We start from the raw sequence: 22,533 nt of genomic DNA, 5'->3' as shown, positions 1-22,533 counted from the left end.
AATAAAAACTCTTATCAAGAGAGGTGGAGGGACTGGCCCTATGAAGCCCAGCAACCAGTAAGGTAATTAATTCTTATCTTGCAAGGTGCTAATTCCAGCAGGTATGTACCTGGCAGATGAGATATAAAGGATATCAAACTTCTTGTATTAATCTGCAAGAAGTTTTTTTATTATACAAAAATAAGGGGGAAGAGTAATGGAGCAAAAAAAATTAAGTAAAGGAAATGTATTTGCTTTAATGCCATTATTGGTATTTTTGATTGTTTACGTATTTATAGGAATTATTTCTAGGGATTTTTATGCTGTATCTATGAGTGTGCCTTTTTTAATAGCAGGAATTTGTGCTATTTTTATGAATAGAAAAAAGACTATATCAGAAAAACTAGATATTTTTTGTACTGGAGCTGGAGATTCAAATATAATTTTAATGTGTATAATATTTATATTAGCAGGAGCTTTTGCGCAAGTAGCTAGAGATATGGGAGCTGTTGATTCTACAGTAAACTTAGGATTAAGTATATTACCAGGTAATATACTTATAGCAGGTATATTTGTTATAGCCTGTTTTATATCTATATCAATAGGAAGTTCTATGGGAACTATAGTAGCCCTATCTCCAATGGCCGTTGGAATATCACAAAAAACTGGTATAATTATGGCATTAGCAGTTGCAGCAGTTGTAAGTGGTGCTATGTTTGGAGATAACTTATCTATGATATCAGATACTACAATAGCAGCTACAAGAACTCAAAATTGTAAATTAAAAGATAAATTTAGAATGAATTTTTCTATAGCATTACCAGCAGCTATAATTACAGCAATAATTTTTGCTATTATAACAAAAGATAAAACAGCATTACTTCAAGGAAATTATAGCTATTCTTTTATAAAAGTTATGCCTTATATATCTGTTTTAATAGCAGCATTATTAGGATGTAATGTTATATTAGTTTTAGTTGGAGGCGTAGTTTTTTCAGGAGCCATAGGATTAATTTATGGTAATTTTAATATAATAACATTATTTCAATCTATAGGAAAAGGAATATCTGGAATGACTGAATTAGTTATTATATCACTTATAATAGGTGGAATGGTGGAATTAATAAAACATAACGGTGGAATAGATTTCTTGTTAAATTTAATAAAGAAAAATGTTAAAAGTAAAAAGGGAGCAGAAATTGGAATTGCTCTTTTAGTTAGCGTAGTAGATATATGTACTGCAAATAATACTATAGCAATTGTTATGGCAGGACCTATAGCAAAAGATATAGCAGATAAATATGATGTTGATCCAAGAAAAAGTGCAAGTATTTTAGATACATTTTCTTGCTTTTGCCAAGGAATAATACCCTATGGAGCTCAACTTTTAGCAGCAGCAGGAATAGCTAAGATATCTCCTTTTTCTATAATGGGATATTTATATTATCCTTATTTATTAGGAATAATATCACTTTTGGCTATAGTTTTAGGAGTACCTAAACTTAAAGCTTCTTCTGTTAAAGCACAATAGAATATTAATATATAGTTATAAAAATATAGAAAAACTCTAATACTATCTAGTGTTAGAGTTTTTTTATATTTTTAATATTATTTATAATCGGGAAGAAGGCGGTTTTATGAAAAGAGTATATAGAGATTTTTCTTCATTTGTTGAACAGTCTGTTGCTAAAAGAATAAATTTTTTAGTTTCAGACGCTACTTTTAAAACTACATTCGAAGATAGAGTTAAAAAAATGATTGAAGATGTAAAGAAGAAAAAAAATGAAGAGATAGATTTAGTTATATTGTTTAATACAGAAGGTAATATAGCAATAATAGATGAGTATATAATAAGCAAGTTTATAACAAACAATTATATAAATTTAATAAGAATGTACTATAGAGTAGGTCAAACAAATAAGGTTATTAAGGACATAGTTAATAGTAATAATTCGGTAAAAGAAAATTTTCTTATTACTTCCTATAAAACTATATATAACTCTATCATAAAAATTTATGAAGATATGACATGTAGAAGAGATGTAATAATGAGGTATAAGATAAAATATCAACTTCTTGATTATAACAAAGAAGATATTTCAGCAATAGTAATAACTATTATGATTATGGAAGATATTTGTAAGTGCATTGGACTTAAAAAAAGAAGCTTATTGGATATAATTAAAAAATTTACTAAAAAAAAACAATAGCAAAATAATACTATAAATGACAAGAAGTCCAAGTAAATAATAACATAAATGTATTTTTATTACATTTAAAGCAGAAAAAAAGAGATATATATGAAATTAATATGTTTATGTTGTCAAGATAATGTGCACGTTTATTTATAACAGTTATCATGAAATGACAGAATTTTATATAGTATGTGTGTTAGCATATTATTAAAGTCAATAGTATTGGGGGGGAATATATGATAACTGTAGAAGAAAATTTAGTTAAGAAAGCTAATATTGATGGCAAACAGTACATATATCATTATGAATTATTACAAAATGACATATATTTTTCATCAGAATGTGATAAAGTTAAAGTCATATCTTATGGCATAGGCATAGAAAGAGAAGATTTTATAGATGGAAAACTTGTTGGTAAAAATAAAAACTACATAAAGAACGTTAGTCCTAGAAAAGTTAAAGTAAAAAAATTATTAAAAATGCTATATGACAATATAGTATCTCCAATACATTTAGTTGATATATTAGGAGAGTATGTTGATAACTATGTATTAGATTATGATAATGCTTTAAAGGAGAATTTATAATAAAGAGGAACTGGTATTTTACCAGTTTTTTTTTTATAAAATATAAATTGGATTAAGACTTTTTGAATATTGCAATATTCATAAAATAAAAAATATACAAACAATTAATTGATTAACTATTGAACTAATGGTATAATTTTCTTTGAGCAAACTAATCTTAAGCATTAGTAGATATATTTTAAAATTAATTTTTACATATCATTAAATTTATTTACAACATCATTTGTATTTTTATTTAAGCAATTTACATAATTAAAATTATACTCATTCAATTTTATAATACCGACCTTATAAATTTATCTAAAAACTTCCAATGTATACTAAAAAACAAATCATCTTAAAATTTCTTTATAACTGTGACTAATTTTTCATAAATATAATAGTAATCTTTACAGTAAACGTTTAACTTAGTTAGGCTAGTTTATTTATGTTTTTTATAAAATCGTATATTTAGCACTTATTTATTTTAAGGTGATTTATTAAAAAATTAGATTTAATTAAAAGGTTAGTTTTATGTACTAATGATGAATTTAAAAAACAAGGGGGAAAATAATGGAACAATTCATGAAATATTTAACTGTTATTAACGATTTTTTATGGGGTGCACCACTTTTAGTCATTTTAGTAGGTACTGGGATTTATTTAACTATAAGACTTAGGGGAATGCAAATTTCTAAATTACCTATGTCTTTAAAAAGTATATTTGATAAAGGTGAATCAGATTCAAAATCAGAACAAGGAGATGTATCTAGTTTTGCTGCTTTATGTACTGCCCTTGCAGCAACTATAGGTACAGGAAACATAGTTGGAGTAGCAATAGCAATAAAAACAGGAGGTCCAGGAGCCTTATTTTGGATGTGGATGGCAGCGTTATTTGGAATGGCTACAAAATATGCAGAAGGATTTTTAGCTATTAAATATAGAGTTAAAGATGAAAATGGTGAAATGTCTGGTGGACCTATGTATTACATAGAAAGAGGTATTAATAATAAAATTTTAGCAAAAATGTTTGCTGTGTTTGGTATAATAGCAGCTAGTTTAGGTATAGGAAGTTTAACTCAGGTTGATTCTATAGCAAGTGTTGTTAATGTTAATTTAGGAGTACCAGTACCGATAACAGTAGTAATTATAATGGTACTAGTAGCTTTAGTAATATTGAGGGGAATAAAAAGTGTATCAAAAGTTGCAGAAAAATTGGTGCCATTTATGGCTACACTATATGTATTAGGAGCATTAACTATAATAATAACTAATATAGATAAATTACCTGGAACTATAAGTCTTATAATAAAATCAGCATTTACACCAATGGCGGCAAGTGGTGGATTCTTAGGATCTACAATTATTTTAGCTATAAGAAGTGGTGTTTCAAGAGGAGTATTTTCTAACGAAGCTGGACTTGGAAGTGCACCAATTGCAGCGGCAGCCGCAAAAACTAAATCAGCAGTTAAACAGGGGCTTGTATGTATGACAGGAACGTTTTTTGATACTGTTGTTATATGTAGTTTTACTGGAATAGTTTTAGTTATAACTGGAGCTTGGAATACTAAAGGAATAGAGGGTGCAGCTATTACAAGTTTAGCTTTTCAAAAAGGATTACCTTTTCCAAGTGTAGTGGGAAGTTTCATAATAACATTAGGCCTTGTACTATTTGCTTTTACTACTATATTAGGGTGGAATTATTATGGAGAAAGATGTGTAGTATATTTATTTGGTGTAAAAGGCATAAAATTATATAAGATTATATTTATACTTTTAATTGGATTAGTAGCTATACCATCTTTTGATTTACATGTTATATGGAAAATAGCAGATATATCTAATGCCCTTATGGCTTTACCGAATTTAATAGCTATTATAGGTCTTAGTGGTATTATAGTGAATGAAACTAGAAAATATTTTAAAGAAATTAATGATAATAATCTTATAGAAGAAGATATAGAAGAAGTAATAAGTTAATTTTAATAGATTAAACCACATTTTTAGAAAAAAAGTTCTTTAGTGGTACTTTATTATATATTTTAAAAGTATAAAATATAATAATAAGATAACTAATTTATAAAATAAATATTTTAAAATAGTATTTATTTAAATGTACCTTATGAAATTGCTTATTAGTTAGGAGGAAAGACTTTGATAAAAGGGATAGGAACAGACATCATAGAAATCCACCGCATTAAAAAAGCTATAGATAGAAATGAAAATTTTATAAAAAACCTCTTTACTGAGAAAGAAGTTATATATTTTAAGAATAAAAAAAATATGCAGGAATCTATAGCAGGAAGATTTGCTGCTAAAGAAGCAATATCAAAAGCGTTAGGTACTGGATTTAGAAGATTTGGTTTTAAAGATATAGAAGTGTTAAATGATAAGTTAGGTAAACCTATAGTGAATCTTTATGGAAATGCATTAAATATTGCCAAAGATTTAGGAGAGTATAAAATTCATGTAAGTATATCTCACAGTAAAAAAGATGCTATTGCATATGCTTTGTTGGAGGTGATTTTATGAAAATAGCTTCATGTGAAATATCAAGAAAAATAGATAGCTATTGTATAAATAATCTAGGTATACCAGGAATTGTTTTAATGGAAAATGCAGTTTTAAAAGTTATAGATAATATAGATTTAAATAACTACCATAATTTTGTTGTAGTATGTGGAAGTGGAAATAACGGTGGAGATGGACTTGGAGTTGCAAGACATTTATATACTTTAAACAAAAACGTAAAAGTTTTTTTAATTGGATCTTCAAAGAAATTAAGTAATGATTGTAAGGTTAATTATGAAATACTTAAAAATATGAAAGTAAATATAACTAAAGTAGAAAATATAGAAGATGTAACAAATTTAAGAGATGCTATAAATAAAAGCGATATGGTTATAGATTCTATATTTGGCACAGGTATAACAAGGGATGTAGCAGGAGTTTATGATTCAGTTATATCTATAATAAATGAAAATAGTAAATATACTTTATCAATTGATGTACCTTCAGGATTAAATGGTGATACTGGAGAAGTTCAAGGTAATTGTATAAAAGCAAATAAGACTGTATCTTTTCAATTATATAAAGAAGGATTTTTAAATTATGGTACAGATAAATTTACTGGAAAGATAGTTGTTACAAGTATTGGGATACCAGAAAAAGTTATAGATAAGTTTTATGAAAAAAAATTTATTATAGAAGAAAAAAATATTAAGGAAAATCTTATTAAAAGAAAAAAATATGGACATAAAGGTACCTATGGAAAAGTATTAATTGTATCAGGCAGTAAAGGATTTTCAGGAGCTCCTTATATATGTACAGAAGCTGCAGTAAAATCTGGATCAGGACTTGTAAATTTAGTATGTCATAAGGATATATATGAAGTGGTTGCATCTAAATTAGTAGAAGCTATGGTATTTACTTATGAAGATAGTATTGTTGAATCTTTAATAGAGAAAAGTAATTCTATTGCTATAGGACCAGGTATGGGTAACAATTCATATACAAAAGGATTTTTAGAAAAAATAATAAAAAAATCTAATTGTCCTTTAATTATAGATGCAGATGGAATAAATGCTTTAAAAGATAATTTGGATATATTAAAAAAAGCAAAATCAGATATTATATTAACACCTCATTTTGGAGAATTTTCAAGAATAACTGGCTATTCAATAGAGGATATAAGTAAGAATAGATTAAAATTAGCAAAGGAATTTGCTAATAAATATGGAGTTATACTTCTTTTGAAAGGCTATAATACAATAATTACTGATGGAGAAAGCTTAATTATAAATTCTACAGGAAGTAGTGCTATGGCATCTGGTGGAATGGGTGATTGTTTAACTGGAATGATAACATCCTTTATAGGTCAAGGTTATAGTAGCATGAAAGCAGCATATTTAGCAGCATATATACATGGTTATACAGGAGATAAGTTAGCAAAATCAATGTTTTCTGTTAGTGCAAGTGATGTATTAAAAGAAATACCGATTTCTATAAAAGAATTCCAATATAAATAATTATATTTATATGAAGGTCTTTAGTAATATATATATATTTATAAGAATAATATTATTAATGAATTATAAGGCAATTCTAAATAAATAATTAGTCAGTATATTAGTGTTTTTGCTAACTACTTTTCTCTTAGAAATTAGTCATAGCAAAACTATTGTTAGAAGCTAACTTACTGTATTTAACAAAATATCTGTGGATTTTTGACTTGTTATTTATTTCTATATGCCTAAAGGAATATATTTTGGAGGCCTCATATGAAAAAAATAATTATTATAAGCTCTATAATTGCAATAGTTTTATCTTCTATATTATTTTTCTATTTTAAAAATAATGATAAAAATTATGGAGAAAGTTTACAGTATTTAAAGAACATAGATAACTATACTTGTAGTGCAGATATAGTTATAAAAAATGATAAGCAAGAAATTAAACATAAAGGAAAGCAATTTTATGATAAGAATTTAGGATATAGAATGGAACTTAATGAAAAAAGAGTATTTTTGTATAATGACAGTAAAATATTTGTGAAAGATATAGGTAACAACATAAAATATGATACGGATAAAGACTTTGATAAAATATATAAATTAACTTTTATAAGTGAGTATATAAGTTTACTTTATACAAATGAAGAAATAAAAGTAGATAATGTGGACATAAATGATACTGCCTATGAGGTTATAAAAACAATAATACCAGGTAATAACAGAAACACTTCTAGAGCAGAATTGTATGTAAGCAAAAAAGAACATATACCATATAAGTTAATAATTTTTGATAATAAAAACCGTCAAAGTGTTAATGTTATGTACAAAAATTTTAAACCAAATGTAAGTCAAAATAAAGACTTATTTAATCCTAATAAATTATAGATAAAAATTTAAAAGGTTGGTGGGAGTTTGTTAAGATACTTAAGACCAGTTTGGGCGGAAATTGATTTAGATAAATTAAAAAATAACATGAGAGAAATAAGAAGAATTTCTAAAAGTAAAGAAGTTATTGCAGTAGTAAAAGGAAATGCATATGGACATGGAGCTATAGATATTGCTCCTGTATTATTAAAAAATGGTGCATCTTCTTTAGCTGTAGCTGTATTAAGTGAGGCATTAGAACTTAGAAAGGCTAAAATAGATTGCCCAATAATGATACTTGGATATACTTCTCCTTCTTTAGGGGATATACTTATAGATAACAATATAGAACAAACAATTTATTCTTATAAAGATGCTTATGAATTATCAAAATTGGCAAGAATAAAAAACAAGACTTTAAATATTCATATAGCTTTAGATACAGGAATGGGAAGATTAGGTTTTTTACCTAAGGATGATAGCATAGAAGAAATATGTAAAATAAATCAATTGCCTAATATAAATATTAAAGCAATATTTTCTCATTTTTCTGATGCTGATGAATCAGATAAAGAATATACATTATTTCAAATTAAAAGATTTAAATGGTTTATAGATAAATTAAAAGAAAGAAATATAGAAATACCTTTAAAACATGTAGCTAATAGTGCAAGTATTATAGATTTAGAAGATATTCATCTTGATGGAGTAAGGCCTGGAATAATAATTTATGGATATTATCCATCCCATTATGTTTTAGAAGAAAAACTTAAATTAGAACCAGTTATGTCTTTGAAAACTAATATAGTTCACATAAAAACATTACCTAAAGGGGAATATATAGGATATGGTAGAACTTTTATAACAAAAAGAGAAAGTGTAATAGCTACTTTGCCTGTAGGTTATGGAGATGGATATAATAGATTACTTAGCAATAAAGGTAAAGTTATTATAAATAATCAGTTTGCACCTATAGTGGGACGTATTTGTATGGATCAGTGTATGGTTGATGTTACAGATATAAAAGATGCTAAAATTGGAGATCCTGTAACAATTATGGGAAGTTCTAATGATTTAAGTTATACAGCTGAAGATATAGCAAAAGAAATAGGTACAATAAGCTATGAAGTTGTATGTAATATTAGTAAAAGAGTACCTAGAGTCTATGTTGAAAAGGGCAATATAGCTAATATTAGAAACTATTCATAAAAAATCAATTAATACAATAAAATACATTATGAATTTCTTTGACAGACATTTTAATGAAATATATAATTAATCTATACATTTTTAGCATAAGCTGAAATAGGAGGTATTAATTTTAATATGTCAGGGGAAAAAAAAGTTGTTGTAAATCTCTCTGAAACACTATATAAAGAATTAGATGAAATATTAAAGCAAGAATCTAAAAAAAAGAGTGAATTTTTTAGGGAAGCTATAATACTATATATAGAGAAGAAAAAAAAGTTAGACCAAATAGAACAAATGAAAAAAGGTTACATGGAGATGGCAAAAATAAATAGTGATTTTGCAGAAAGCGGTTTTGTGAAAGATATAGAAGATTTGAAAAAATATGAAGATATGCTTTCGGAGAGTGATTTTCCAAATGACAACTATAGTGAAAAGAGGAGATATATTTTATGCTGATTTGAGCCCAGTTGTAGGGTCAGAACAAGGGGGAATAAGACCAGTTATCATTATACAAAATGATGTTGGTAACAAGTACAGTCCTACTGTTATAATCGCAGCAATAACTTCTCAAATAAATAAAGCTAAGCTTCCAACACATGTAGAAATATCCTCAGAAGCTTATGGTTTAAATAAAGATTCGGTAGTTTTATTAGAACAAATTAGGACTTTAGATAAAAGAAGATTAAAAGAAAAGATTGGTCATATGAGTCAAGACGATATGCAAAAAGTAGATAAAGCGCTTTTAATAAGCATAGCTTTAAACTAGAAAAATAAGGATTTTTTATTCCTTAGAATTATTCAAGAACCAGTGACAATTTTCACTGGTTCTTTGTCTTTATTTATATATAAAATTAAAATTTTATGATACAATAGTTATAGTTAATACCTAGGATAATAAAATTAAACGGAGGTAAAGTAATGAAAAAAAACATAGAAGAGCTTAAACAAGTATCTAATCAAATAAGAAAAGATATAATTTCAATGCTTACAGAATCTGCTTCTGGTCATCCAGGCGGATCTTTATCTGCAACAGATATACTTACAACTTTATATTTTAATGAAATGAATATAGATCCTAAGAATCCTAAGGATCCAAATAGGGATAGATTTGTACTTTCTAAAGGACATGCAGCTCCAGCACTTTATAGTACTCTTGCAAGAAGAGGGTATTTTGATGTGGAAAAATTAAGTACATTAAGAAAATTAGGTTCAATTCTTCAAGGTCATCCAAACATGAATGATGTTGATGGGGTAGATATGTCTACAGGATCTTTAGGTCAAGGAATATCTACAGCAGTAGGAATGGCTTTAGCTGCTAAATTAGATAATAAAGATTATAGAGTATACACAATTTTAGGAGATGGAGAGTTAGAAGAAGGTCAAGTTTGGGAAGCATCAATGGCAGCAGCTCATTATAAGTTAGATAACTTAACAGCTTTTGTTGATTGGAATGGATTACAAATAGATGGACCTTGCAAAGAAGTTATGTCAGCAGATCCAGTACCAGAGAAATTTAAAGCTTTTGGCTTCAATGTAATAGAAGCTGATGGACATGATTTTAATGAATTAATAGATGCTATAGAAAAAGCTAAAGAAGTTAAAGGAAAACCAACTATGGTTGTTTGTAAAACTGTAAAAGGAAAAGGTGTATCTTTTATGGAAAATGAAGCTGGTTGGCATGGAAAAGCTCCAAGTAAAGAAGAATGCGAAAAAGCTTTAAAGGAAATCGGAGGTGACATGTAATGACAAAAAATATAGCAACTAGAGAAGCTTATGGAAAAACATTAGCGAAATTAGCTTCAGAAAATAAAAATGTAGTAGTTTTAGATGCGGATCTTTCAAAATCTACTAAAACAGCAGAATTTAAAAAAGTTTGCCCAGAAAGATTTATAAATATGGGAATTGCTGAAGGAAATATGATGGGTGTAGCAGCAGGATTATCAACTTGTGATAAAATACCATTTGCTAGTACCTTTGCTGTATTTGCAACTGGAAGAGCTTTTGAACAAATAAGAAACTCAATATGTTATCCTAACTTAAATGTAAAAGTATGTGCAACTCATGCAGGTATAACAGTAGGAGAAGATGGTGGTTCTCATCAATCTGTTGAAGATATATCTTTAATGAGAAGTTTACCAAATATGACTGTAATTTCTCCAAGTGATGCTGTTGAAACAGAAAAAGTTATAGAAGCAGTAGCTAAGTATGATGGACCTTGTTATGTAAGGCTTGGAAGAGCAGCTGTACCTGTAATAAATGATAATGAAGATTATAAATTTGAGATAGGTAAAGGTGTAGAATTAAAAGAAGGTTCAGATATTACAGTAATGGCTACAGGAATAATGGTTTCAACATGTATGGAAGCTTGTGAAGAACTTGAAAAAGAAGGTATAAAGGCAAGACTTGTAAACATACATACTATAAAACCTATAGATAAATGTATAATAGAAAAAGCAGCTAAAGAAACAGGTTGTATAGTTACAGTAGAAGAACATAGCATAATTGGTGGATTAGGTTCAGCAGTTTGTGAAGTAGCAAGTGAAACTTGTCCAGTACCAGTTGTGAGAGTAGGCATAAAAGATGTCTTTGGTCAAAGTGGTAAACCAGCTGAATTATTAGAAGCTTATGGTTTAACTAAAAAAGACATAGTAGAAAAAGTAAAAGAAGCAATGAAATTAAAATAATTGCTGACGAATAATAAAGGGTTGGTGGATAACACCTTCCCTTTTCTATTTGCAAAATTAGAGAAATATTTACTGATAATTAATGATTTTAATCTTAATATGAACATATAATTGAACTATTTTTTATATTTTGGAATATTTTTATAAGTTTATTTATATTATTTATTTAGGTAAATATTTTAAAATAGGATGAGGATACTATTTATATAAGGCACATTCAAATTTAGTTATTTTTATATGCCTAAAATATGTTTTTATATATTATGTGGGGAGGTAAAATTATGAAGAAAATAAAAGAGTATGGTCTTATAACTTTAGGGGTTTTTTTAGTTGCAATAAGTGTAACATTTTTCTTAAAGCCTAATAACATAGCAGCTGGAGGAACTACTGGTATAGCAATTATTATTAATAGTTTTTTTCCTGCTTTATCAGTAGGACTTCTTATGCTTATAATGGAGATCTTTTTATACATAATAGCATTTATAGTTATAGGGAATAAGTTTGGAGCTAAGACTATATATGCAGGGCTTATGCTAGCTGGTATAGTAGGAGTATTAGAAAAAATTAATCCAAATAATCATGCAGTAACAAATGATTTGTTTTTAGCAGCGATATTTGGTATTTTTATATCAGCAATAGGAATGGCTATAGTTTTTAATCAAAATGCCTCTACTGGAGGAACAGATATATTAGCTAAAATACTTAATAAATTTTTTCATTTAGATATAGGAAAAGCTTTACTAATAGTAGATTTTATTGTTACTTTATTTGCAGCGGCTTCCTTTGGCATAGAAATAGGTATGTATGCTTTATTTTGTGTAATTATTAATGGATTTATGATAGATTATGTAATTGAAGGACTTAATATGTCAAAGCAAATATTAATAATTAGTAAAAATTATAAAGATATAAGTAAATATATAATAAATGACCTAAATAGAGGGTGTACAGTGTTTACTGGAACAGGAGTATATACCAATTCTTCAGGATATGTTTTATATACTGTATTAAATAGAAAAGAGTTTATAAAACTAAAGAATTATATAAAAGAAGTAGATAGGAGAGCCTTTATAACAGTTAGTGATGCACACGAAGTTTTAGGGGAAGGATTTAAAGATATAGTAGGAGAAAACTAAAAAATAAAATAGATGTAGCCTAAAGATATCTGTATTCATATACAGATATTTTTTGTATATTTTACAATAATTTAATTTTTTATTTTCACATTCAATGTGATATAATGTTCATAGTCAATTATATTTATAGTGTATGACGAAACAAGTCATAATAAGGGGAGATTAGGTTAATGATTGAATTTAAGAATGTTAGCAAGATGTATGATAAAAATAAATACGCTCTATCTGATATAAATATAAATATAGAAAAAGGTGAATTTGTATTTTTAGTAGGGCCTAGTGGTGCTGGTAAATCTACCTTTATAAAACTTTTACTAAAGGAGATTGAGCCAACTAATGGGAAAATAGTAGTTGCTGGAACAGACATTACTTCTATTAATAGAAAACAGGTACCTTATTATAGAAGAAAGTTAGGAGTAGTATTTCAAGATTTTAGACTTATACCATCCTTAAATGTATATGAAAATGTAGCTTTTGCTATGAGAGCTATAGAGGCAAATCATAGAGATATAAAGAAAAAAGTTCCTATGGTTTTATCTTTGGTTGGATTGTCTAATAAATACAAAGCTTTTCCACATGAACTTTCAGGTGGAGAACAACAAAGAATTTCTTTAGCTAGAGCTATAGTAAACAACCCATCATTGTTAATTGCAGACGAGCCTACTGGTAATCTAGATCCAGAGACATCTCTAGAAATAATGGATGTTTTAAATGATATTAATCGTGCTGGAACTACAATAGTTATGGCTACTCATGCTAAAGATATAGTAAATCAGATGAGAAAAAGAGTAATAGCTATAGAAAATGGTGCTGTTGCTAGTGATAAAGAAAGAGGTGTTTACGTATATGAAGATTAGTACAATTAAATATTTTGTTGTAGACTCCTTAAGAGGATTAAAAAGACATAAGACATTAAGTATTGCGTCTGCAGCTACAGTAGCTGCTACTTTATTTATTTTAGGTGTATTTGTTTTATCAATGATGAATGTGCAACAGCTTATAAAACAAGTAGAATCTAAAGTAGAAGTTAGAGTAGTTCTTAAAGATAATATAAACATTAAACAAGAAAAAGATTTAAAACAAAAGGTAAATGAAATTAGTGATGTAGAAAAAATTACATATGAAACAAAAAATGATGCTTTAGATAAATTTAAAGAACAACTAGGAGAAGAAAATGAAAGTTTAGTTGAAGGGTTAAAAAAAGAAAATCCCCTTCCTAATTCATTAATTATCAAAGTTAAAAAACCAGAAGCAGTATCACAAGTAGTTAAAAAGATAAAAGGTAATGCTGGTATAGAAGAGATAAAAGATGGAAGAGAAATAGTAGACAAGATTACTCAAGTAACTGGTACTTTAAAATGGATAGGCTTAGCTTTATTTTTAGTATTTATAGGAGTTTCATTATTCCTTATAGGTAATACTATAAAAATAACAGTTTATTCAAGAAAAAGAGAAATCAATATAATGAAATATATAGGAGCTACAGATTGGTTTATAAGATGGCCTTTTATATTTGAAGGTATAATTATAGGTATAATAGGATCTTTGTTATCTGTAGGAATACTTTATTGGATATACGGAATAGTTTTCCAAAAAGCATCTGTAGGCTTAGTATTTATTAAGTTATTACAACCTTCTTATATAATATCTAATGTATTATGGATATTTATTATAGGAGGAGTTATAATAGGTGCTCTTGGAAGTATACTATCTATAAGAAAATTCTTATCAGTATAAACATAAATAATTAATAAAATTAACAATTTTAGCATGCATAGATATAAGAATATTTTGGATATATATTTTCTTATAAACTGTGCATGCTAATTTTATAGGGACTTTTTAAAAATGAACTTAATGTTAAAATTATACTTTATTGCTTTATATATTATAATATACATATATAATACTATATAAGTAAGGCTTGAATTGAAGAGGTGAATAATTTGAAAAGTAAAAAGAAGTGGATAATATGGACCGTAGTTATTGTTATACTTACTAATATTGGGACTTTTGTTTTAAGTAATCTTATACCGTTGTATTTACCAAATGGTAAAGTTATAATAGGTTCTAAAGAGTATGACTATATATCAAAGTATAGTAAGATGTTTTTAATCAGAAATCAGCTTTATAAGTACTATGATGGTAAAATAGACGAAAATGACTTGATAAACGGTTCTATAAAAGGTATGGTATCCTCATTAAAGGATCCTTACACTGTGTTTATGAATGAAGAAGAGTATAAAAGTTTTAATGCACAAACAGAGGGAAACTATAGTGGTATAGGCATACAAATAGATACTAAAGATGATAAAATAATAGTAGCAAAAGTATTTGATAAGTCACCAGCTAAAAAGGCTGGAATATTAGCAAATGATGAAATTGACAAGGTTAATGGAGTTAAGGTTTCAGGTAAAGATACAACTAAAGCAATTTCTCTTATGAAGGGAAAAGAAGGAACAGAAGTTACTATTGAACTTAACAGAAAAGATAAAGGTTCTTATAAAGTAACAGTTGAAAGAGCAAAAGTAGCTTTACCTACAGTAAAAGGAGAAATAATAGAAAACAATCTAGGTTATGTAAAGGTAGATATGTTTGATGAACATACAGGTGATGATTTTAAAAAGTCATTAAATAACTTAAAATCTAAAGGAATGAAATCACTAATTATAGATTTAAGAGAAAATCCAGGTGGATTATTAGATCAATGTATAGATATGGCTTCTAATTTTATACCAAAAGGAAAAGAAATTGTTTCAACTGTAGATAAGTATAAAAATAAAAAGTCTTATAATTCAAAAGGTGGAGATTTCATAGGACTTCCAGTAACTATACTTGTAGATGGAAACACTGCTAGTGCATCAGAAGTATTTTTAGGAGCTATGAAAGATTATAATTTAGCAACAGCTATAGGAACAAAAACTTTTGGTAAAGGTGTTGTTCAAACTATTTTAGAAATTAGAGATGGAACAGCATTAAAAGTTACTATTTCTAAATATTATTCACCAAATGGTAAAAACATAAATCATATTGGTATAAAACCAGACGTTGAAGTTAAGTATCCTAAAGAATTATTAAATAAAACTTATAATAGAAGTTTAGATCCACAATTTAAGAAAGCACTACAAACTGCAAAAGACAAAATCAAATAATGACATATTTTCAGCTTTATGGTTTAGTTAGATTTTGTCCTAACTAAACCATAATTATAGAGAGGAGAACTTTTTTTAATGCACATACTAATGAATACATTAAGAGCTTTAGCATATACGCTTACTGAACCTTATTTTTTAATAGTTTTAGTATTACTAGCTATAATACTATACAGAAAAAATAAGAGAACTACAATTATGCAAAAGATAGTTATAGGAGAAAAAGTTAATACAGCATTTGAGCTTACTATATCTCAGGTGGTATTAGGCATATTTGCAGGAGTATTTGCTAGTATAATTATGGCTTATTTGGGAATATTTTTTTCAGAAGATTCTTCTATAGAACTGATATTTTTGGTATCTATATTTTTTATGCTTTTTAATCCTAGATTTATATGTTTTTCCTATTCAGGCTCAGTTTTAGGAATATTAAGTATATTATTGTTATGGATTTCTAAAGTTACAAATAATCCTTCATTAAATTTTATAAATATAGATATTTCAGCTTTAATGGCAATGGTGGCAGTGCTACATTTTGTAGAAGCTATATTAGTTATGATAGATGGTGATAAAGGATATATTCCTGTTTTTTCTAATAGAAATGATCGTATAATAGGAGGCTTTGCCCTTCAAAGATATTGGGTTATTCCTATAGCTTTATTTATTATGTTAAATAGTAATGAAGCAGCTTCTTTCTTATCTTCAGGTACACCAATGCCTAATTGGTGGCCACTAGTTAACACATCAGTTCCTAAAAGTATACTAAATGCTGCAGTGGTAAGTTTAATACCTTTTTATGGTGTTATAGGATACAAAAGTGTTACTTTTACTGAGAGTAAGAAAGATAAAGCTATAAGATCTGGTGTATTCATAATGATGTATAGTATAACATTGTTTATATTGTCACAGTTAGCAAATTTTAATATATTTTTCAAGCTGTTAGTTTTGGTATTTGCACCATTAGCTCATGAATTTATGTTGAAATTTCAAAAGAATATAGAACTTAATAAGGAGCCTAAATATATAAGTTCAAAGGATGGAATAATGGTTTTAGATGTAGCTGAAAATTCTATAGCTAAAAAAATGGGAATAAAAAGTGGAGATTTACTTATTGAAATAAATAACGAGATAATCAATAATGAAGAGGACATATTAAAATCTATAAAACAAATGTACGGACATATATCTTTAAAAGTTAAAAATCAAATGGGAAATTTGAATACCTTAAGTTATGACAGTGTAGGTTCTTATGAAAGGCTAGGGATTGTTCTTGTTCCTAAAGCATTACCTAAAACTGATTCTATTATAAAAATAGATAACACTAAATTTAAGGATGTACTTAATAATATAAAAAATAAAGATAAGGATGAATAGATATGCCTAAATTTCAATTGGTTTCTAAATTTAGTCCAACTGGTGATCAACCAAAGGCAATAAAGAAAATTTCTGACTCAATAAAAGATAAGGGTAAATTTCAGACTCTTATAGGAGTAACCGGTTCAGGAAAAACTTTTACTATGGCTAATATAATACAAGAAGTTCAAAAACCTACTTTAGTATTAGCTCATAACAAAACCTTAGCAGCTCAATTATGTTCTGAATTTAGGGAATTTTTCCCCAATAATGCAGTAGAATATTTTGTATCTTATTATGATTATTATCAACCGGAAGCTTATGTTGCCCAAACAGATACTTTTATAGAAAAAGATGCTTCAATAAATGATGAGATAGATAAACTAAGACACTCAGCTACAGCATCATTATTTGAAAGAAATGATGTAATAATAGTTGCTTCAGTATCTTGTATATATGGACTTGGTAATCCAGAAGAATATAAGAAATTAACTTTATCCTTAAGAGAAGGAATGGAAAAGGATAGAGATGAAATTATTAAAAAATTAGTTGATATACAGTACGAAAGAAATGATGTTAATTTTGTTCGTGGAACTTTTAGAGTAAAAGGAGATGTATTGGATATATTTCCAGCATCATCTAGTAGTAAAGCTATAAAGATAGAGTTCTTTGGAGATGAAATAGAAAAAATTAAAGAGTTTGATTCTTTAACTGGAGAAACTATATGCAAACTAAAACATGTAGCTATTTTCCCTGCATCCCATTTTGCTACCTCAAAAGATAGACTTGAAATAGCTATAAAAAGTATTGAAGAGCAGTTAGAAGATAGAGTTAAAGAATTAGTTTCTCAAGATAAAATATTAGAAGCCCAAAGACTTAAGCAAAGAACTAATTTTGATATAGAGATGATGAGAGAGGTTGGATATTGTACAGGCATAGAGAATTATTCTCGTGTACTAGATGGAAGAGCTAAAGGAACACCACCTCAAACCTTAATAGATTATTTTCCAGATGATTTTATGCTTTTTATAGATGAAAGTCATGTTACTCTTCCACAAGTTAAGGCTATGCAAGCAGGAGATAGGTCTAGAAAACAGTCTCTAGTGGATTATGGATTTAGATTACCTTGTGCTTATGATAATAGACCTCTTACATTTGGAGAATTTGAGAAAAAACTTAATCAAGTATTATTTGTAAGTGCAACTCCTTCCAAATATGAATTTGAACATTCAACTAACGTAGCAGAGCAAATAATAAGACCTACAGGGCTTTTAGATCCAGAAATATTTATAAAACCTATAAAGGGTCAAATAGATGATTTGTATCAAAGGATAAAAGAAACTAAAGATAAAGGATTTAGAGTATTAGTAACTACTCTTACTAAAAGAATGGCAGAAGATTTAACAGACTACTTAAAAGATTTAGGGGTTAAAACTCAGTATTTACATTCAGATATTGATACTATGGAAAGAATGAAGATTATTCATGATCTTAGAAAAGGTGAATTTGATGTTTTAGTTGGTATAAACCTTTTAAGAGAAGGATTAGATATTCCAGAAGTAGCTTTAGTTGCTATACTAGATGCAGATAAAGAAGGTTTTTTAAGATCAGAAACATCTCTTATACAAACCGTTGGTAGGGCAGCTAGAAATTCTAAGAGTAAAGTTATAATGTATGCAGATGTTATAACAAAATCTATGAAAAAAACTATAGATGAAACAAAAAGAAGAAGGAAAATACAAATGGAATATAACAAAGAACATGGAATTATTCCAAAGACTATTAATAAGGAAATAAGAGATGTAATTAAAATAAGTGATATAGCAGAAGAAAATGTTAAATATGAAAGTTTAGAAGAAGCTATAAAGGCTACTAATAAGAATATAGATGATTTAATAAAACAATATGAAGAAGAGATGAGAGAAGCTGCTAAAAATTTAGAGTTTGAAAAAGCAGCTAACCTAAGAGATACCATATTTAAACTAAAAAAACAAAAAGAAACAGAAAATTGAGGAGTGTAATCATATATAATGAAAAATAAAATTGTTGTAAAAGGTGCAAATGTTCATAATTTAAAGAATGTGAGCTTAGAAATACCAAGAGATAAATATGTAGTATTTACTGGACTTTCAGGTTCAGGTAAGTCATCCCTTGCCTTTGACACACTATATGCAGAAGGACAAAGAAGATATGTAGAATCTTTATCTGCTTATGCTAGACAATTTTTAGGACAAATGAATAAACCGGAAGTGGATAATATAGAAGGATTGTCACCAGCTATATCTATAGATCAAAAAACTACTAGTAGAAATCCACGTTCAACTGTTGGAACAGTTACTGAGATTTACGATTATTTAAGACTTTTATATGCTAAAGTAGGAGTTCCACATTGTCCAAAGTGTGGTAAAGAAATAACACAGCAAACTGTAGATCAGATGGTAGATAGAATAATGAATATGCCTGAGAGAACTAAGATACAAGTTTTAGCTCCTGTTGTAAGAGGAAGAAAAGGAGAACATGTTAAAGTATTAAATAATATTAAAAAAAGTGGATTTGTTAGAGTTAGAATAGATAATCAAACAATAGATATAGAAGAAGAAAATGTAAAACTTGAAAAGAATAAAAAACATACTATAGAGGTTGTAGTAGATAGATTAATAATAAAAGAAAGTATAAAAAGTAGATTATCTGATTCTATAGAAACTGCATTAAAATTGGCAGAAGGGCTAGTTGTTATAAATGTAATAGGAGAAGAAGATATATTATTTAGTGAAAACTTTTGTTGCCCAGATTGTGGTATTAGCATAGGAGAGTTAGCTCCTAGAATGTTTTCTTTTAACTCTCCTTTTGGTAAATGTGATCTTTGTGATGGTCTTGGGACTTTAATGGAGATAGATGAAGATTTAGTAATACCAGATAAAAGTAAAAGTATTTTAGATGGAGCTATAATATCTTTAGGAAGTGGAAGCTTAAGAGAAGATTCTATGACTTTTAATATGTTAAAGGCTTTATCTCAAAAATATAACTTTAAATTAAATTCACCTATTAAAGATTTAAGTAGAGATATAATAGATAAAATACTTTATGGATTAAAGGGAGAAAAAATTAAAGTAAAATATAAAAAAGAAGACAGAAATATAGAATTTAATCATGCATATGAAGGAATAATAAATAATCTTAGAAGAAGATATATAGAAACTAATTCAGATTACATTAAAAAAGAAATAGAAAGATATATGAGTAATAACCACTGTCCTAAATGTAATGGTGCAAGACTAAAAAAAGAAGCTCTTTCAGTTACTGTAGGAGATAAAAACATATATGATTTTTGTAATATGGCTGTAAAGGATGAATTAGAATTTTTAAATAATGTAACATTATCTGAAAAAGATAAAATAATAAGTAATCAAATATTTAAAGAAATAAAGAGCAGATTAAAATTTTTAATTGATGTAGGATTAGATTACTTAACATTATGGAGAAATGCATCTACACTTTCTGGTGGAGAATCTCAAAGAATAAGATTAGCAACTCAAATAGGATCTAGTTTAGTTGGAGTTTTATATATATTAGATGAACCTAGTATAGGTCTTCATCAAAGAGATAATGATAGACTTATAAAGACTTTAAAAAATTTAAGAGATTTAGGAAATACATTAATTGTAGTAGAACATGATGAAGATACTATAAGAGAAGCGGATTTTATTGTTGATATAGGACCAAGAGCAGGAGAACACGGTGGAGAAGTAATTGAAGCTGGAAGTTTAGATGACATATTAAAAAATGAAAAGTCTATAACAGGACAATATTTAAGTGGAAAAAAAGTTATTGAGGTTCCTAAGGAAAGAAGAAAATCAAAGAAAAAGTATATAACTATAGAGAAGGCTATGCAAAATAATTTAAAAGGAATAAATGCTAAATTTCCTATAGGATTATTTACCTGTGTTACAGGGGTATCAGGTTCTGGTAAAAGTACTCTTGTAAATGAAATAATGTATAAAGGTATACATAAAAAACTAAATAAATCAAAAGATAATCCTGGGAAACATAAAAGTATAAAGGGTATAGAAAATATTGATAAGATAATAAATATTGACCAAAGTCCTATAGGAAGAACACCAAGATCAAATCCAGCTACTTATACTGGAGTGTTTGATTATATAAGAGAAACTTTTTCAAATACCAAAGAAGCTAAAATGAGAGGTTATAAACCAGGAAGATTTAGTTTTAATGTAAAAGGTGGAAGATGTGAGGCTTGTAATGGTGATGGAATAATAAAAATAGAAATGCAGTTTTTATCTGACGTATATGTTCCCTGTGAAGTTTGTAGTGGAATGAGATATAATAGAGAAACTTTAGAAGTTAAATATAAAGGAAAAAATATATCAGATGTATTAAATATGACTGTAGAAGAAGCTTTAGAATTCTTTGAAAACATACCTAAGATAAAAAATAAACTAAAAACACTTATGGATGTTGGACTGGGATATATAAGATTAGGTCAGCCATCTACCCAACTTTCAGGAGGAGAAGCTCAAAGAATTAAACTAGCTTATGAACTTTCAAAGAGAAGTACAGGAAGAACACTATATATATTAGATGAACCAACAACTGGTCTTCATATGGATGATGTAAATAAATTAATAAAAATTCTTCAAAGATTAACGGATACAGGGAATACTGTAATAGTTATAGAACATAATTTAGATGTAATTAAATGTGCTGATTATATAATAGATTTAGGTCCTGAAGGAGGAGAAAAAGGAGGCCAAATAATAGCTAAAGGTACTCCTGAAGAGATATGTACTGTTAACAATTCGTACACAGGACAATATTTAAAAAAAATGTTATAATCTATTTAGGACTAGCATATAAAATTATAGATGCTAGTCTTTTCAATAAAATATATCTTATAATGTTCTAAAGTAATATGGAAGGTTAAAGAAGGTGAAGCTATGGATTTAAGTAAATTAAGCCTTATTTTTAAGATAGTAATTATAGCAATAGTATATATCATAATTTTTTGGGCGCTTAGAATAATGTACAAAGATATGAAAGGTGGAAATAAAAAAGGTAGATCTAGAAGAAGTAGAAAATCTTTTGGCCTTGAAATAATACGTACAGTTAAAAATTCTGGTCTTAGGAAAGGGTCCGTTGTGCCTATTCGGGGAGAGTTAACCATAGGTAGAAAATCGGAAAATATGTTAGTTTTAGATGATCCATATGTGTCAGGTAAGCATGTTAGAATTTACATGAAAAATAGTCAATATATAATAGAAGACCTCGGAAGTACCAATGGAATAATATTAAATGATAAAAAATTAAAAAGTTCTAAAACTCAACTTATGTCAGGAGATAAAATAGATATAGGAAGTACTACCTTTAGGGTTATAGGATAAT

The 22,533-nt window shown here is 27.5% G+C and carries 20 protein-coding genes and 1 riboswitch; all 20 genes read left to right on the top strand.

Annotated elements, in window-relative coordinates:
- The first annotated feature begins 8 nt into the window (after nucleotides 1-8).
- Nucleotides 9-123, top strand: a riboswitch (SAM riboswitch).
- 73 nt (nucleotides 124-196) lie between these two features.
- The 20 genes from ABDZ71_RS02720 (at nucleotide 197) to ABDZ71_RS02625 (ending at nucleotide 22,532) form a co-directional block, all read left to right on the top strand.
- On the top strand, nucleotides 197-1,510 hold the full coding sequence (locus ABDZ71_RS02720) for a Na+/H+ antiporter NhaC family protein (protein ID WP_343758607.1): 1,314 nt from the start codon (nucleotides 197-199) through the stop codon (nucleotides 1,508-1,510).
- A gap of 106 nt (nucleotides 1,511-1,616) precedes the next feature.
- A complete protein-coding gene (locus ABDZ71_RS02715; protein WP_343758605.1) occupies nucleotides 1,617-2,189 on the top strand; it encodes a hypothetical protein in 573 nt (190 codons plus the stop codon).
- Between the two features lie 221 nt (nucleotides 2,190-2,410).
- Nucleotides 2,411-2,761 (top strand): DUF6514 family protein, encoded by a 351-nt coding sequence (locus ABDZ71_RS02710; RefSeq protein ID WP_343758603.1) that lies wholly within the window; start codon nucleotides 2,411-2,413, stop codon nucleotides 2,759-2,761.
- A 552-nt stretch (nucleotides 2,762-3,313) separates the two neighbouring features.
- Nucleotides 3,314-4,720, top strand: a complete 1,407-nt coding sequence (locus ABDZ71_RS02705) for an alanine/glycine:cation symporter family protein (protein ID WP_343758601.1) — start codon at nucleotides 3,314-3,316, stop codon at nucleotides 4,718-4,720.
- Nucleotides 4,721-4,894: 174 nt separating this feature from the next.
- Complete coding sequence (gene acpS, locus ABDZ71_RS02700) at nucleotides 4,895-5,272, top strand: holo-ACP synthase (protein WP_343758599.1); 378 nt, start codon at nucleotides 4,895-4,897, stop codon at nucleotides 5,270-5,272.
- A complete protein-coding gene (locus tag ABDZ71_RS02695) occupies nucleotides 5,269-6,768 on the top strand; it encodes an NAD(P)H-hydrate dehydratase (protein WP_343758597.1) in 1,500 nt (499 codons plus the stop codon). Before acpS ends, ABDZ71_RS02695 begins: the two co-directional genes overlap by 4 nt.
- Nucleotides 6,769-7,020: 252 nt before the next feature.
- Nucleotides 7,021-7,638 (top strand): germination lipoprotein GerS-related protein, encoded by a 618-nt coding sequence (locus ABDZ71_RS02690; protein WP_343758595.1) that lies wholly within the window; start codon nucleotides 7,021-7,023, stop codon nucleotides 7,636-7,638.
- Nucleotides 7,639-7,665: 27 nt separating this feature from the next.
- A complete protein-coding gene (gene alr / locus ABDZ71_RS02685; RefSeq protein ID WP_343758593.1) occupies nucleotides 7,666-8,826 on the top strand; it encodes an alanine racemase in 1,161 nt (386 codons plus the stop codon).
- Between the two features lie 117 nt (nucleotides 8,827-8,943).
- Nucleotides 8,944-9,264 (top strand): CopG family ribbon-helix-helix protein, encoded by a 321-nt coding sequence (locus tag ABDZ71_RS02680; protein WP_343758591.1) that lies wholly within the window; start codon nucleotides 8,944-8,946, stop codon nucleotides 9,262-9,264.
- Nucleotides 9,224-9,574: a type II toxin-antitoxin system PemK/MazF family toxin gene (locus tag ABDZ71_RS02675; protein ID WP_343758589.1), complete on the top strand. Its 351-nt coding sequence runs from the start codon at nucleotides 9,224-9,226 to the stop codon at nucleotides 9,572-9,574. Before ABDZ71_RS02680 ends, ABDZ71_RS02675 begins: the two co-directional genes overlap by 41 nt.
- A 152-nt stretch (nucleotides 9,575-9,726) precedes the next feature.
- Nucleotides 9,727-10,551, top strand: coding sequence for a transketolase (locus tag ABDZ71_RS02670; protein ID WP_343758587.1), 825 nt, complete (start codon nucleotides 9,727-9,729; stop codon nucleotides 10,549-10,551).
- Nucleotides 10,551-11,492: a transketolase family protein gene (locus ABDZ71_RS02665; protein WP_343758585.1), complete on the top strand. Its 942-nt coding sequence runs from the start codon at nucleotides 10,551-10,553 to the stop codon at nucleotides 11,490-11,492. Before ABDZ71_RS02670 ends, ABDZ71_RS02665 begins: the two co-directional genes overlap by 1 nt.
- A gap of 281 nt (nucleotides 11,493-11,773) precedes the next feature.
- Nucleotides 11,774-12,628, top strand: coding sequence for a YitT family protein (locus ABDZ71_RS02660; protein WP_343758583.1), 855 nt, complete (start codon nucleotides 11,774-11,776; stop codon nucleotides 12,626-12,628).
- 170 nt (nucleotides 12,629-12,798) lie between these two features.
- Nucleotides 12,799-13,485, top strand: a complete 687-nt coding sequence (gene ftsE / locus ABDZ71_RS02655; RefSeq protein ID WP_343758581.1) for a cell division ATP-binding protein FtsE — start codon at nucleotides 12,799-12,801, stop codon at nucleotides 13,483-13,485.
- Complete coding sequence (ftsX, locus tag ABDZ71_RS02650) at nucleotides 13,475-14,365, top strand: permease-like cell division protein FtsX (RefSeq protein WP_343758579.1); 891 nt, start codon at nucleotides 13,475-13,477, stop codon at nucleotides 14,363-14,365. Before ftsE ends, ftsX begins: the two co-directional genes overlap by 11 nt.
- 209 nt (nucleotides 14,366-14,574) lie before the next feature.
- Nucleotides 14,575-15,780, top strand: a complete 1,206-nt coding sequence (locus ABDZ71_RS02645) for a S41 family peptidase (protein ID WP_343758577.1) — start codon at nucleotides 14,575-14,577, stop codon at nucleotides 15,778-15,780.
- Between the two features lie 78 nt (nucleotides 15,781-15,858).
- Nucleotides 15,859-17,154: a PDZ domain-containing protein gene (locus tag ABDZ71_RS02640; RefSeq protein WP_343758575.1), complete on the top strand. Its 1,296-nt coding sequence runs from the start codon at nucleotides 15,859-15,861 to the stop codon at nucleotides 17,152-17,154.
- Nucleotides 17,155-17,156: 2 nt separating this feature from the next.
- Nucleotides 17,157-19,145 (top strand): excinuclease ABC subunit UvrB, encoded by a 1,989-nt coding sequence (gene uvrB / locus ABDZ71_RS02635; RefSeq protein ID WP_343758573.1) that lies wholly within the window; start codon nucleotides 17,157-17,159, stop codon nucleotides 19,143-19,145.
- A gap of 18 nt (nucleotides 19,146-19,163) precedes the next feature.
- Nucleotides 19,164-21,986 carry an excinuclease ABC subunit UvrA gene (gene uvrA, locus ABDZ71_RS02630; protein ID WP_343758571.1) on the top strand — a complete coding sequence of 941 codons (2,823 nt, stop codon included), beginning with the start codon at nucleotides 19,164-19,166 and terminating at the stop codon, nucleotides 21,984-21,986.
- A 102-nt stretch (nucleotides 21,987-22,088) separates the two neighbouring features.
- Nucleotides 22,089-22,532 (top strand): FHA domain-containing protein, encoded by a 444-nt coding sequence (locus ABDZ71_RS02625; protein ID WP_343758569.1) that lies wholly within the window; start codon nucleotides 22,089-22,091, stop codon nucleotides 22,530-22,532.
- Nucleotide 22,533: the final 1 nt, after the last annotated feature.

This window comes from Clostridium oceanicum (assembly GCF_039521385.1).
Classification (GTDB): Bacteria; Bacillota; Clostridia; order Clostridiales; family Clostridiaceae; genus Clostridium_F; species Clostridium_F oceanicum.
Note: the sequence above shows the minus strand (reverse complement) of the source record. Positions and strands in the feature narration are given on the sequence as shown.

Coding starts and splice junctions, on each gene's coding strand:
- ftsX (WP_343758579.1), top strand. CDS start 13,475: ATGAAGATTAGTACAATTAAATATTTTGTTGTAGACTCCTTAAGAGGA.
- ABDZ71_RS02710 (WP_343758603.1), top strand. CDS start 2,411: ATGATAACTGTAGAAGAAAATTTAGTTAAGAAAGCTAATATTGATGGC.
- ABDZ71_RS02680 (WP_343758591.1), top strand. CDS start 8,944: ATGTCAGGGGAAAAAAAAGTTGTTGTAAATCTCTCTGAAACACTATAT.
- ABDZ71_RS02715 (WP_343758605.1), top strand. CDS start 1,617: ATGAAAAGAGTATATAGAGATTTTTCTTCATTTGTTGAACAGTCTGTT.
- ABDZ71_RS02665 (WP_343758585.1), top strand. CDS start 10,551: ATGACAAAAAATATAGCAACTAGAGAAGCTTATGGAAAAACATTAGCG.
- uvrB (WP_343758573.1), top strand. CDS start 17,157: ATGCCTAAATTTCAATTGGTTTCTAAATTTAGTCCAACTGGTGATCAA.
- ABDZ71_RS02640 (WP_343758575.1), top strand. CDS start 15,859: ATGCACATACTAATGAATACATTAAGAGCTTTAGCATATACGCTTACT.
- ftsE (WP_343758581.1), top strand. CDS start 12,799: ATGATTGAATTTAAGAATGTTAGCAAGATGTATGATAAAAATAAATAC.
- ABDZ71_RS02660 (WP_343758583.1), top strand. CDS start 11,774: ATGAAGAAAATAAAAGAGTATGGTCTTATAACTTTAGGGGTTTTTTTA.
- uvrA (WP_343758571.1), top strand. CDS start 19,164: ATGAAAAATAAAATTGTTGTAAAAGGTGCAAATGTTCATAATTTAAAG.
- ABDZ71_RS02625 (WP_343758569.1), top strand. CDS start 22,089: ATGGATTTAAGTAAATTAAGCCTTATTTTTAAGATAGTAATTATAGCA.
- ABDZ71_RS02720 (WP_343758607.1), top strand. CDS start 197: ATGGAGCAAAAAAAATTAAGTAAAGGAAATGTATTTGCTTTAATGCCA.
- ABDZ71_RS02690 (WP_343758595.1), top strand. CDS start 7,021: ATGAAAAAAATAATTATTATAAGCTCTATAATTGCAATAGTTTTATCT.
- ABDZ71_RS02705 (WP_343758601.1), top strand. CDS start 3,314: ATGGAACAATTCATGAAATATTTAACTGTTATTAACGATTTTTTATGG.
- ABDZ71_RS02695 (WP_343758597.1), top strand. CDS start 5,269: ATGAAAATAGCTTCATGTGAAATATCAAGAAAAATAGATAGCTATTGT.
- ABDZ71_RS02670 (WP_343758587.1), top strand. CDS start 9,727: ATGAAAAAAAACATAGAAGAGCTTAAACAAGTATCTAATCAAATAAGA.
- ABDZ71_RS02675 (WP_343758589.1), top strand. CDS start 9,224: ATGACAACTATAGTGAAAAGAGGAGATATATTTTATGCTGATTTGAGC.